This is a genomic window from Bacillus sp. REN16, assembly GCF_020731355.1.
In the GTDB taxonomy this organism is placed as follows: domain Bacteria; phylum Bacillota; class Bacilli; order Bacillales; family Bacillaceae_L; genus Ferdinandcohnia.
The window spans coordinates 68,607-80,896 of the sequence record NZ_JAJFZK010000005.1 but is presented as its reverse complement, the minus strand read 5'-3'; the positions used below and the strand labels follow the sequence as shown (position 1 = coordinate 80,896).

General features: G+C 38.1%; 12 protein-coding genes. 7 read left to right on the top strand and 5 right to left on the bottom strand.

The window, feature by feature from the left end; all coding sequences use genetic code 11:
* Window positions 1-48: 48 nt before the first annotated feature.
* The 4 genes from LKW28_RS07795 to LKW28_RS07780 all read right to left on the bottom strand — a co-directional run bounded on the left by LKW28_RS07795 (window position 49) and on the right by LKW28_RS07780 (window position 2,643).
* Window positions 49-312 (bottom strand): hypothetical protein, encoded by a 264-nt coding sequence (locus tag LKW28_RS07795; RefSeq protein ID WP_229139795.1) that lies wholly within the window; start codon window positions 310-312, stop codon window positions 49-51.
* On the bottom strand, window positions 266-451 hold the full coding sequence (locus LKW28_RS07790; RefSeq protein WP_229139794.1) for a hypothetical protein: 186 nt from the start codon (window positions 449-451) through the stop codon (window positions 266-268). Before LKW28_RS07790 ends, LKW28_RS07795 begins: the two co-directional genes overlap by 47 nt.
* 72 nt (window positions 452-523) lie before the next feature.
* Window positions 524-1,474 (bottom strand): mannose-6-phosphate isomerase, class I, encoded by a 951-nt coding sequence (gene manA, locus LKW28_RS07785; protein WP_229140030.1) that lies wholly within the window; start codon window positions 1,472-1,474, stop codon window positions 524-526.
* A gap of 155 nt (window positions 1,475-1,629) precedes the next feature.
* The gene (locus LKW28_RS07780) at window positions 1,630-2,643 is read right to left on the bottom strand and encodes a LacI family DNA-binding transcriptional regulator (RefSeq protein WP_229139793.1); all 1,014 of its coding nucleotides are present in this window, start codon (window positions 2,641-2,643) and stop codon (window positions 1,630-1,632) included.
* Between the two features lie 340 nt (window positions 2,644-2,983).
* Between LKW28_RS07780 and LKW28_RS07775 the strand changes: the two genes are divergently transcribed.
* The 7 genes from LKW28_RS07775 to LKW28_RS07745 all read left to right on the top strand — a co-directional run bounded on the left by LKW28_RS07775 (window position 2,984) and on the right by LKW28_RS07745 (window position 10,852).
* Window positions 2,984-4,312 (top strand): sugar ABC transporter substrate-binding protein, encoded by a 1,329-nt coding sequence (locus LKW28_RS07775; protein ID WP_229139792.1) that lies wholly within the window; start codon window positions 2,984-2,986, stop codon window positions 4,310-4,312.
* Window positions 4,312-5,190: a carbohydrate ABC transporter permease gene (locus LKW28_RS07770; RefSeq protein WP_229139791.1), complete on the top strand. Its 879-nt coding sequence runs from the start codon at window positions 4,312-4,314 to the stop codon at window positions 5,188-5,190. The genes LKW28_RS07775 and LKW28_RS07770 overlap by 1 nt, the downstream gene beginning before the upstream one ends.
* Window positions 5,177-6,004, top strand: a complete 828-nt coding sequence (locus LKW28_RS07765; RefSeq protein WP_229139790.1) for a carbohydrate ABC transporter permease — start codon at window positions 5,177-5,179, stop codon at window positions 6,002-6,004. The genes LKW28_RS07770 and LKW28_RS07765 overlap by 14 nt, the downstream gene beginning before the upstream one ends.
* Window positions 6,005-6,177: 173 nt before the next feature.
* Window positions 6,178-7,788 carry a glycoside hydrolase family 13 protein gene (locus tag LKW28_RS07760; RefSeq protein ID WP_229139789.1) on the top strand — a complete coding sequence of 537 codons (1,611 nt, stop codon included), beginning with the start codon at window positions 6,178-6,180 and terminating at the stop codon, window positions 7,786-7,788.
* Between the two features lie 11 nt (window positions 7,789-7,799).
* Complete coding sequence (locus LKW28_RS07755) at window positions 7,800-8,738, top strand: MTP-1 family protein (protein ID WP_420708845.1); 939 nt, start codon at window positions 7,800-7,802, stop codon at window positions 8,736-8,738.
* 27 nt (window positions 8,739-8,765) lie between these two features.
* The gene (locus LKW28_RS07750; protein ID WP_229139788.1) at window positions 8,766-9,731 is read left to right on the top strand and encodes a DUF1861 family protein; all 966 of its coding nucleotides are present in this window, start codon (window positions 8,766-8,768) and stop codon (window positions 9,729-9,731) included.
* A 68-nt stretch (window positions 9,732-9,799) separates the two neighbouring features.
* Window positions 9,800-10,852, top strand: coding sequence for a glycoside hydrolase family 130 protein (locus LKW28_RS07745; protein WP_229139787.1), 1,053 nt, complete (start codon window positions 9,800-9,802; stop codon window positions 10,850-10,852).
* 177 nt (window positions 10,853-11,029) lie between these two features.
* Here the strand turns inward: LKW28_RS07745 and LKW28_RS07740 are convergent, their stop codons facing one another.
* Window positions 11,030-11,806, bottom strand: a complete 777-nt coding sequence (locus LKW28_RS07740) for a transposase (protein ID WP_229139786.1) — start codon at window positions 11,804-11,806, stop codon at window positions 11,030-11,032.
* Between the last annotated feature and the right edge of the window lie 484 nt (window positions 11,807-12,290).

Genomic DNA, 12,290 nt, shown 5'->3' with positions numbered 1-12,290 from the left:
CCTTTTCTCTTAGTTACCTATCATTCATATATTCTAAAAATGGTAGAATTAGATATTTAACGCTCGGTAGATTTCATCAATATGAACTTCTGCTAGTGCCATGACGTTATCAGCACGACCATAATAGATTTTCACAATATGATCTTCAAATAATACACCACATGTAAAGACTACGTTTCCAAAGAATCCTTCTAGTTCATATGGTACTTCAGGAACAAGAATTGGTTCCTTTGTTTTGGCTAAGATCTTGTTAGGGTCCTCTAAATCAAGTAATACAGACTTCAGGATTTGTTTGAACAGGGCGTTCTGCAATGCGCATTAGTAAAATAACTTCATCTTCATATCGTGCAACATCCGCATTGAAAACGCATTCAATCGTAAAATCAGGACGTGAGGGTTTTACATCTTGCGGTGTAATGAGAGGATTTTTTACACTTCTCTTTATGTTCATTTTTGTCTTCCTCCTTTTAAGGGAAAAAGGAACAGATTCCCTGTCCCACTGCCCCCAACGTTATTCTCTCACTCATGGATGAGAAACGATTAATTCAACATTTCCTTTAATTTTGAAGTCGCCTAATTCGGCAGGTAAGATAAAGTGGCTGCCTTTTTCGATCGAGAAGCTTCCTTCTTCGGTAGCAATCTCACCTGCTCCTTTTAAAACACTGCAAATTAAAAATGGCTTGTCTTGTTGGAAAGATGCAGTATCCTTAATGTCCCATTTATACACAGAAAAGTAATGTTCTTTAACAAAAGTTGTAATCGTCGCACCCTGGATTTGCTCGACGATTGGCATTACCCTTGCATCTTCATGGGGAATGGTAGTCACATCAATCGATTTTTGAATATGTAACTCCCGTTTATTTCCACTTTGATCGGCTCGGTCATAGTCATATACACGATAGGTTGTGTCAGAGCTTTGCTGCGTTTCTAAGATAAGAACTCCGGAACAAAGTGCGTGAATCGTTCCACTAGGGACATAAAAGAAGTCGCCCGGCTTCACCTTTACTCTACTTAATAGTTGGTTCCATTCTCCATTCTCAATCATTTCAATAAATTGCTCTTTCGTTTGCGCTGTATGACCATAGATGATTTCAGCATCATCTTTACAATCAATCACATACCAGCATTCAGTTTTGCCAAGTTCACCATTTTCATGTTTGTTCGCATACTCATCATTCGGGTGAACTTGAATGGATAAATCATTATTGGCATCGAGTATTTTTGTTAGAAGTGGAAATACGTCACCTTCCATATTTCCAAATAGCTCACGTTGCTCTTTCCACAGTTCACCAAGGCTTTTGCCTTCATATGGACCTTGTTTCACGACACTTTGCCCATTTGGATGGGCAGATACGGCCCAGCATTCTCCTGTTAAGTCGGATTCGATTGGATATCCAAATTCAGTACGTAACTTGGTTCCACCCCAAATTCGTTCCTGAAATTGTGGTGTTAAAAAAATCGGTTGTTTCACAATAGCCACTTCCTTTATCAATTACATTGGTTATTTAATAGATGTAATAGTGAATTTCATTTCACTCATACTGCCATGCTTTATTCTAGTTTATTCTACTGACTGGGACAAGGGACCAGTCCTTCTGGCCCGCGACTTTGCCCCAATAACCCTTGACCCTAAATCTTAAATTCACCCGTAGAGCCTCTTTTGATTAAATTAGCCGGAAATAATATTTCTTGGACAGGCTCATTTGGATGATCGATTCTCCATAATAGTTGTTTAAATGCATTTGAGCCATACATTTTTAGATCGATTGCCATCGTTGTTAGTGGCGGATCGGATACTTGAGATAATTGACCATTATCAAAATTACAAACCGAAACATGTTCTGGTATTTTGAACCCTAAATTCTTTAGAGTTGAACTAACCATAAAACCCAATCCATCATTGACACATAGCCAAGCGCTTGGAATGTTTTTTAGTGATCTTATATATTGATCAATGACACCGTTTTCCTCTTTTGCCTTAAGAAACATGAATTCATCTTTAGGATTGATATTTGCGTCCTTTAACGCTAACAAATAACCTTCCATTCGTTCATAATAACTTGGAGAAAAGTCAACATTTCCTACAAACGCGATTTCTCTATGACCTAAGTCAATAAGGTGTTTCGTTGCCGAATATGCTCCAAACCTATTATTGGTCAAGATAGCATCCGCATGTATCAAGGGATGGTGATGATCGATTAATACAGTCGGAATACCAGTTGAAATGACCTTGTTTATATAATCTAAACTGATGTGAGATACAATGATAATGCCGTCCACTCTATTTTCTTCAATAAAACTAGGGAGAATCAGATCTTTTTTCGATGTTTCTGATATCGATTGTATGAGAAGATTGACATCATTCTGTATCGCATTCTGCTCGACAGACAAAAAGATCTCTCCGAAGAAGCTTTTCATCGAAAAGGCAAATTCAGTTGCAATCAATCCGATTGTTATATTTTTAATTTCTTGTTGTACATGCTTCTTTCCTTTATATACGTACCCAAGTTCAGCTGCTGTTTTTTCAACTAGATCTTTGGTATCTGCACTTACTCCCCCTTTACCAGTTAAAGCTTGGGATACGGAGTTTTTTGAAATCCCTAATTTATCTGCAATATCTTGCATCGTTACTTTCCTTTTCATATTTCCTCCTATATTAATTACGAAATATTTTTGTAACGTTACAACAATGATATCACTTAAATGTTCAAATTAAAAGTGTACTTTCAACTTTTGACGATCAGGTGAAAAGTTGTTAAATGCTTGACAATCACATTATATCAACATTATAATCAAGTTGTAATTAAGTCTAGTAACATTACAAAGTAGTTTTGTAATTATAATTACAGTATTCTATTTATGTATATTAGTAAGTTACTAGGTAAAAATACAACAAACAACTTATTCTCGCTTTTTTATTTAAAGTGTTATGAAAGCGTTTTTCAAAGGTGAGAGTAATTGTAAAACAGGGAGGAAAACAAAAATGAAGTTCAAAAAAACAGCTGCATTGATGGTCACGCTTGGATTGTCAGCAACAGCGCTATTTGGTTGTTCGACTGGCAATGATAATTCTTCTTCTAATAAAACAGAAGAAGGTGTTACAACAATTGAATTCTGGGCAGCTCCAAACCCAACACAACAAGCCTTCTGGGCTGATATGGCGAAGGAGTTTGAAAAGGAAAACTCAGATATTAAAGTCAATGTATCTGCTATTAAAGAAAGCCCTACTTCAGAAGCAAGTATTCAATCAGCGATCGCTGCAAAACAGGCACCGACAATGTCGGAAAATATTAACCGTGGTTTTGGCGCACTATTAGCTGAGAGTCAAGCAATTGTTCCTTTAAATGAAATTGAAGGTTTTGATGAGTTAGTAAGTACACGTCAAATGACAGATACCATTGAAAGCTGGAAATCTGGCGATGGCAGCCAATACATTTTCCCAATTTACTCTAACTCCATGCTATTTGGCTGGAGATTGGATATCTTAAATGAACTTGGATACGAAGAAGCTCCAAAGACATATAGTGAAGTTCTAGACGTTGCTCAAAAATTAAAAGAAAAATATCCTGATAAATATGTTTGGGCAAAACCAGATTTAGCAGACCCAACAGCTTGGAAAAGATGGTTTGACTTCTTTATGCTCTATGATGCCGCTTCTGATGGAAATGCATTTGTGCAAGGTAATGAATTCGTTGGCGATAAAGAGGCCGGAATCAAAGTATTTGAATTTGTTCAAAATCTAGTGAACGAAGATGCAATCTTAACAGCTCAAGTAACAGATCCTTTTGAAGAAGGCACAGGAATCTTTACAGATGTAGGTCCCTGGACACCAGGATCCACTTGGAAGGAAAAGTATCCTGAATTAGTATATGGAGAAACATACACACTAAGTCTTCCACCGGTTCCAGATGACATGGATCCAGAAAATGCAAAAACATTTGCTGATGCAAAAGGTGTTGTAGTGTATGCTTCTGCAACAGAAGAAGAACAAAAAGCAGCATTGGAGTTTTTAACTTGGGTATACTCAAACCCTGAGGCTGATTTAAAATGGCTGGAAGTTACAGATCTTCCTCCAGCAAGAGATGATTTAGGTACGAACGAGGCATTTGCTTCTTATTTTGAAGAAAAACCTGTAATGAAAGCATATGCAGATGCAGTTGCGAACGGTGTTCCACCAATGGAAAACTCTAAATACAATGAAATTCAAACATTCATCGGACAATATGCATTCAATAAAATCGTGAAAGGCGAAATCGACCCTGCACAAGCTTGGGACGACATGGTGAATGCTATTGAGGGGGAACTTAAGTAATGCAAAAAACATCAAACGGTATGGGCTGGCTATTTACTAGCCCATACGTTATTTTTGGAATCATTTTTTTCTTTATACCTCTGATCTGGTCATTATTTTTAGCCTTTACAGACTGGAATTTGATTTCACCGACGTTTAATTTTGTTGGATTTTCAAATTTTATTGAAGCGGTAAAAAGTCCTGGTGTACACGCGGCATTCTTTAATACCTACAAATTCCTTATCATTTACGTACCAATAGTTGTGGCATTGTCATTGACAGTTGCAATTGTTGTCAACGGCCTACCGAAATTTAAAGGGTTATTTTTAATAGGCTTCTTTCTTCCCTATTTATCTTCTGGCGTTGTATCTTCATTAATTGTCAATGGAATTCTTTCATATAATGGCCCACTAAATACGTTTTTACGAGAAAAACTAGGTATTAATATTGACTGGCTTGGAACCCCGTCCGCTGCATTAATTGTCGTGTCTGTCATGCTTGCATGGAAATTCACCGGTTATTATGGCCTGATCTTATTTTCAGGTTTAGCAGGAATTAATAAAGAAATTTATGAGGCAGCAGCAATTGATGGTGCGACTAAGTGGCAAACTCTTTGGAAAATTACCATCCCCCAATTGTATCCGGCATTATATACCGTGTTAATCTTGGCGATTGGTGTAAGTTTCGGTATCTTTACTGAAGTGTATCAATTAACAGGCGGTGGCCCTAATAATGCAACCAATACTTGGCAAATGGAGATCTTCACAAGAGCCTTTACAAACTTACAGGCTGGTTATGCTTCAGCGATCGCATTAATCGCGGCTGTTGTTACATTTGTCTCTATCTATGTTCTTAGAAAACTTGTGGAATTGTGGGGTAAACGAAATGGTTGGAACTAAAAAGAATTATATAGCTCGTTACGTCATAGCATCCATCTTGTTGCTGCTCATGATTTATCCATTTATCTATCTGATTTTAAATTCATTTGCGGATTGGACTCAAGTTGATAAAAAATTGATTCCGACTGATTTTACATTACGTTCCTATGAATGGTTATTCACAGGCGGAGATGTTGGAATTGCCCGTCCATGGCTAAATGCTTTCTTCAATAGTGTCATTGTATCGTTTGCATCTACTTTTTTAATGATGCTAATCGGCGTTTTAGTTTCCTTTGCCCTATCAAAGTTAATATTTAAAGGCAGAGATTTCGTAAACAACTTTGTCTTGTTTCATATGTTCTTCCCTGCCTTAATTTTATTAATTCCTACCTTCTTGATTATCGAACGGGTGGGTTTATATGATACGTATCTTGGTTTAATTATTCCGAAGGCAGTTAGTTTATGGGCGATATTCATGTATACGAACTTCTTTAGAGCGATACCAGATACCTTTATTGAAGCGGCAAAATTAGACGGTGCTAGTAATTTACAGATCTTATTTAAAATTATTTTACCGATGTCAAAATCGATTACAACTGTCATTTTCTTATTTCTATTCACCGAACGATGGACAGAATTATTATGGGATATGATTGCGGTTCGCAGTGACGAAATGCTGACATTGAACGTGCTTATTTCTCAAATGTTTGGCCCATATGGTGGTTATCCTGGACCAATGTATGCAGCATCTGTTCTATTAACCATCCCAGTTATCGTCTTATTCTTGTTCTTCTCGAAGAAGTTCCAAGAAGGGATGCAATTTACACTTAAATAATAGAGGTTGTTCCAAAAGTCCGGTGAAAATGACACGTCGAATTTCTGCGTTGGCTTGCTTTTCCGCTCCTCACGTATTAATAGCATACGCTCCGGTGCTCAAAGCTGCGCCGCCTTGAAATTCTTGGTCCTTTTCATCCTCCTTTTGAACTTACATTAATCAGGAGGTTTATTGTGGATAAATGGTGGAAAAAAGCAGTCTTCTATGAAATTTATATGCCTAGTTTTTGTGATGGAAATGGCGATGGAATTGGAGACTTTGCTGGTATAACTTCAAAACTAGATTACCTATCTAATCTAGGAATTAACGGGATTTGGTTAACTCCGTTTTATCAATCACCTAAGGTGGATAACGGCTATGACATTTCCGATTATTATTCCGTTGACCCGGATTACGGAACAATGGCAGACTTTGAGCAATTTTTGAGCGAGGCTCATCGTAGAAACATGAAGGTAATCGTCGATATTGTCTTAAATCATACCTCCTCTGAGCACAGATGGTTTCAAGAATCGAGGTCTTCTAAGGATCATCCGAAACGGGATTGGTATATATGGAAGGACCCGGTTGATGGCAAAGAACCAAATAATTGGGAATCCTTCATGGGTGGTTCGGCTTGGAAGTTCGATAAAACGACTGGTCAATATTACTATCATGGATTTGCTGAAGAACAAGTAGATTTGAATTGGGCAAATCCAGAAGTAAAACAAGCGATGTTTGATGTGATGAAATTTTGGCTTGATAAAGGTGTAGATGGATTCCGCCTTGATGTCATTAATCATTTAAAAGTGAAAGAAAACTATCCTGATAATCCGTTTGATCAAGAAACAAATAAACAGATTCATTTATTTGATATGGACCAAGAAGGAATTCTTGAAATCATAAAAGAAGTTTCGGCTTTTGTACATGCTTATCCTGATAAATTTTTGGTTGGTGAAGTTGGCTCAGAGGATTTAACTGTATTAAAGGAATACTGCGGAACCAACAAACTTGATGTCGTGTTTCAATTTAATCTAGGTAGTATCCCTACACTTGATGTAGCAAATATCTATAAACAATTAACAGATATGGAAAGCGAATATGGTGATGACCAAATCCCGACCCTGTTTTTTGGCAGTCATGATATGTCACGCTTTATTTCCAGGTTTGCAATTGAGGACTATGAAGAAGAGGTAGCGAAGCTCTTGGCTACCCTCATGCTGACAGCTAAGGGTGTTCCATTTATTTATTATGGCGATGAAATTGGTATGCGTGACCTCGTCATTGACGATATTTCCAAAATGAAGGATGTTCAAGGTGTTATCGCCTATCAGTTAGCGATTACTGCTGGTAAAAACGAGACCGAAGCATTAGCAGAGGCAAATCTTAATGGAAGAGATAGTTCTAGGTCGCCAATGCAATGGGCATCAACGAAACATTTCGGTTTTTCTGAGGTTGAGCCGTGGATTTCAGTACCTGATAACGATGTGACAGTTGAGAATCAACTAGAAAATCCTGAGTCGATGCTTTCTTTCTATCGGAAGTTAATCGAGCTACGTAAGGAAATTAGGGCATTATCCGTTGGAAACTATCAACAGCTTCAAGAGGAAAACAATTTATTAATGTATGAAAGATCAGACGAAGATTCAACTGTGAATGTTTATTTGAATTTTAGTCATCAAAATAGAAAGGTTTCTTTAGATGATAATTCCAACATCTTATTATCATCGAGAAGAAGCTCCATTTTAAGCGAGCAGGAATTAGAGATCCTTCCATACGAAGCGATCATTGTTGAAAACAGGAGGTAGAACCAGTGTTCATTCAAAGTGAAAATAAAGTGATTTCTAGTATTCAGCTACTAGATGAATATCGTAATAATAAACAGCAGTCTTATGAAAAAACGCGCATTCCTTTTACCGGTGTTTCTGAAAGGGACATATATAACATAACCGCCCCTTTTGAAGATGATGGAGAATTAGTTATTGCCGGCCGTGTTGAAAAACGGGATAGCGAGCATTCCGAAGTCATGTTTTTCATAAACCGAGACGGCCATTGGGTCCAGAGAGAAAATAGTCCAGTGTTCCAATTGCAGGATCCTTTCTTTACAAAGATTGGTGATGAATTGATATTGGGCGGTGTAGAAATTTTCCCACATCCTACCTTACCCGATGCATTAAGCTGGAGAACTGCCTTTTACCGCGGAAAAAATATTGCGAGTTTAGAAAAGTTTTTCGAGGGTCCAGATGGAATGAAGGATATACGTTTAGTTGAGTTAAAGGATGGATCGATCGGTATATTTACCCGCCCGCAAGGAGAAAAAGGCGGACGAGGAAAAATTGGTTTTACAAAAGTGAAAACACTAAAAGAGTTAACCGCTAATGTGATTGATGATGCCCCTTTATTAAATCAATTTTCGGATGATGAATGGGGTGGCGCAAATGAGATCCACCTCCTTCCTAATGGTCTGCTTGGTGTCTTAGGACATATAGCACGATTTGATGATGAAGGCAATCGTCACTATTACTCAATGGTATTTGCGCTAGATCCGGAAAATGGCAATTCGAGCGACTTACAGATCATTGCAGAGAGATCTGACTTCTTGGATGGCCCGACAAAACGTCCAGATTTAGTCGATGTGGTGTTTAGCGGCGGAATTGTGCGTAAACCAGACGGAACAGCTGAATTATATGCAGGCATTAGTGATGCGGATGCACAGAAGCTTATCATTCCAGATCCATTTAAACCATTTGAACAGTAAAATAGATTTTTTAAGGAGATTTCACACATGAATTTAGTTGAAAAAAGGGAGCACTTTGAAAGAACTAAAAATGTCTATGAAGCTGCAAAGCTCATCTTTATTGGGGTAGATGGATTTGATGTCTATAACACATCCATTCCTTTTTCATATAAAAATAAGACTTATATCTTCGGAAGAGTAGAAAACCGCGCGGAATGGGCAAGGTCATGGGTTCGATTGTTTTTGAATACTGGAAAAGATGAATGGACATTAGTACAAGATTCGATGATCTATCAACTGGAAGATCCGTACATTGCCTTCATCGACAATGAACTAGTGATGGGAGGAACCCATGTCCGGTACAAACAAGGCGAGGTTGATACATTCTTTGCCTACTTCTATAAAGGAACAGAATTAGATAATCTATATTATTTTACAACTGGTCCTGAATACATGAAAGATATTCGTCTCGTTCAATTAGAAAATAACCAAATCGGTGTCTTTTCCAGACCAAGAAGTGAAGAAATCCGCAAAAAATATGGCAGCGAATCGATTGTAGGCTATACCACGATCAGCCATTTGAATGAATTAACCGCTGAAGTGATCGAAAATGCGCCTATTATAGAAGGTTTATTCGGCAAGGATGAATGGGGTGGTTGTAATCAATGTTACCTCTTATCAAGCGGATATATCGGTGTAATTGGGCACAAGTGTTACAATCAACCAACTGATGACGGAGAAGAAATAAAAGTATACATGAACGTTTCTTTTGTTTTTGATCCAAACACACATAAATTGCTCGATGAAAAAATTATCGGGACCCGTTCTTGTTACCCGGAAGGACCCGCGAAGCTTCCTGATCTTGTCGACTGTGCATTTACTTCAGGAATCGTCGTAAGACCTGATGGGAAAGTTGATCTTTATAGTGGGATTGGTGATACGGAAGAAGGAAGGATCACTATCGACAACCCTTTTGAAGGTTTTGGAGATATCGTCGAAAGAAAAATAGATTAATTTAGATTTTAAAAATGTGATTTGAATTTGAGTTTTACCAATTCAAATTAAAAATAGGAGTTATATTGATGAATATTTATCGTTATGAAGAAAATCCATTAATTACACCAATGAACGTTTCACCTTATCATAAGAATTTTGAAGTCATTGGAGCTTTTAATGCCGGTGTAACAGAATATAATGGGGAAACCATCCTCGTTCTGAGGGTCGCTGAAAGACCGCTAAGTGAAGACCCGAACATCGTAAAAGCACCTGTATATAATCATGTAACCAATAAGTTAGAAGTGATTGAGTTAAAGAAAGACGATCCAAGATATGATTTTTCTGATCCTCGAGTGATTTTGGATAAAGAAACAAATAAGTTCGTCTACTTAACTTCCCTCTCTTATTTAAGATTAGCTAGAAGTAAAGACGGTCGTCATTTTACAATCGATGATCAACCATTTGTGTATCCATCCAATCAACATGAAACCTTTGGTATTGAGGATCCGCGTGTAACCAAAATAGAAGATACGTATTATGTATACTTCAGTGCGATCTCGCCAATGGGTGTGGGAGAATCAATGGTATCAACAAAGGATTTTGAACAGACTGTCCACCATGGCATGATTTTTAGTCCGGAAAATAAGGACGTCACAATTTTCCCTGAAAAAATAAACGGAAAATACTATGCATTACATCGTCCAGTACCTAATGCAACAGGAGCACCTCAAGTATGGATTGCAGAATCAGATAATTTACTGTACTGGGGAAATCATCAATTTCTATTTGGACTTCGCAGCAATATGTGGGATGATACCCGAATCGGAGCAGGAGCTGTACCAATAAAAACGGATAAAGGCTGGCTTGAGCTTTATCATGGCGCAAGTAAGGATAACCGCTATTGCATGGGTGCCGTCTTATTTGACCTAGAAGATCCAACAAAAATAATAGCTCGTTCAGAAAAGCCAATACTTGAACCAGAGACAAGCTATGAAGTAGAAGGATTCTTCGGAAACGTCGTATTCTCCTGTGGAGCACTAGTCGAAGGCGACATAGTAAAAATGTACTACGGCGTCGCAGACACATCAATGGCATGTGCAGAACTAAGTCTCAATGAAATTTTGGAATCATTGACATAAACATGGGGACGGTTCTCCCGTTCCCCTAAAAAATGGAAGTCCTCCCCTAGTTTCGCCATTTTTCACGCCTTAAACACAAGATTCAAAGATATCCCCAATATCCGCGCTGCCTGAAACAAGGGGACGGTTCCTCCGTTCCCCTAAAAAATGGAAAAATATGCTTTGTTCCTTCATTTGTCAAGCCTTAAACACAAGATTCAACGATATCCCCAATATCCTCGCCGCCTGGCGCATCGATATTCCCTTAATTCCTTTTACCTCCCGTAGCACTTCTTTTCTTAGTTCCCTAGGCAAGCTCTTTACATGTGGGATTTCCATTGCCCCGAGCAATTCCTTAATTTGCAGCCTCGCTTCTTCATCGGTTAATCCCCTATCGTTCACTCTTTCCTCCAGACATTGATCATCGTTTTGACTTTCATTAAATTCTTTAAATAAAGCCTGAGCTTCTTTGATTTCAGGAGAAAACATATTTAATAGAAAGTACCGATCCAATAACCCCTGTGGATAAAAGCTGTGACCATAATATCCGCGACAGCTGCTCCACTTCCATTCATCCGGTCTCGGTTCCATCCCCGCTTTTACAGGATTTTGATGTATATACCTGACAACCGTTCGCAAATATGCTCGATCCTCAACATTCTCGCTTCTGAACCGATCCTGAAAAAGATGTCCAGTCGTTTTATATTTCCAATTGTAGTATCCGGCATAACTCACACCAATGCGTTTCATCGTTGCGGAAATACCTTCATCCCCAACCTTCATTAATAAATGAACATGATTACTCATTAGACACCATGCATAGAATCTCAAATTAAGCTTCAATTTATATTTTTTCAGAATGTCCAAGAACGTTCTCCAGTCCTCTTCATCATGGAAAATTTCCTGCCGATTCGCACCCCTCCACATCAAATGATAGACTCCTGTTTTACTTTTTAACCTTGCCTTCCGAGGCATTTTGTCCACCTCCAGATATTCTATGGTTTTAATCATTACTTGTTTTTACATGTGCTTTCTTGCCGTCTTAACGTACTTGCATTCCCTCCACTAATAGCATGGTTTTCTTCCAATTCCCGGATATCCTTGGAGCTTTGGCTTATCAAGTTTTACGGATTGAAGAGAATAACAAAAATAGCAATTAGATCGCAGATAGGACCAGATATTTTATTTTAATAAGTTTGAAATTGATTGGGAGTACGATGGTTTTGGTAACCAAGAAATCCAATGAGGCAGGGATTCGACGCGGCGATGAAGATAAAAGAAGAAGGATACGCAGTAACTGTGGACTGTGCCTCAAGCTATCAAAATTTCAATAGCCCGCTTGGCTTGTCCATGTAAATGTCACTGCAGAAATTTCTATGGAAATGGATAGTATTAGTGCGCTTGGGTATTGGGATTAGTCATAAAATGAAGGAGGAAAGGAGATTTCCAAAAAACGAGA

What these genes read in the sequence shown, in the direction of transcription:
- LKW28_RS07790 (WP_229139794.1), bottom strand. Translation starts at nt 451, where the DNA reads ATGAACATAAAGAGAAGTGTAAAAAATCCTCTCATTACACCGCAAGAT.
- LKW28_RS07780 (WP_229139793.1), bottom strand. Translation starts at nt 2,643, where the DNA reads ATGAAAAGGAAAGTAACGATGCAAGATATTGCAGATAAATTAGGGATT.
- LKW28_RS07775 (WP_229139792.1), top strand. Translation starts at nt 2,984, where the DNA reads ATGAAGTTCAAAAAAACAGCTGCATTGATGGTCACGCTTGGATTGTCA.
- LKW28_RS07770 (WP_229139791.1), top strand. Translation starts at nt 4,312, where the DNA reads ATGCAAAAAACATCAAACGGTATGGGCTGGCTATTTACTAGCCCATAC.
- LKW28_RS07765 (WP_229139790.1), top strand. Translation starts at nt 5,177, where the DNA reads ATGGTTGGAACTAAAAAGAATTATATAGCTCGTTACGTCATAGCATCC.
- LKW28_RS07750 (WP_229139788.1), top strand. Translation starts at nt 8,766, where the DNA reads ATGAATTTAGTTGAAAAAAGGGAGCACTTTGAAAGAACTAAAAATGTC.
- LKW28_RS07745 (WP_229139787.1), top strand. Translation starts at nt 9,800, where the DNA reads ATGAATATTTATCGTTATGAAGAAAATCCATTAATTACACCAATGAAC.
- LKW28_RS07740 (WP_229139786.1), bottom strand. Translation starts at nt 11,806, where the DNA reads ATGCCTCGGAAGGCAAGGTTAAAAAGTAAAACAGGAGTCTATCATTTG.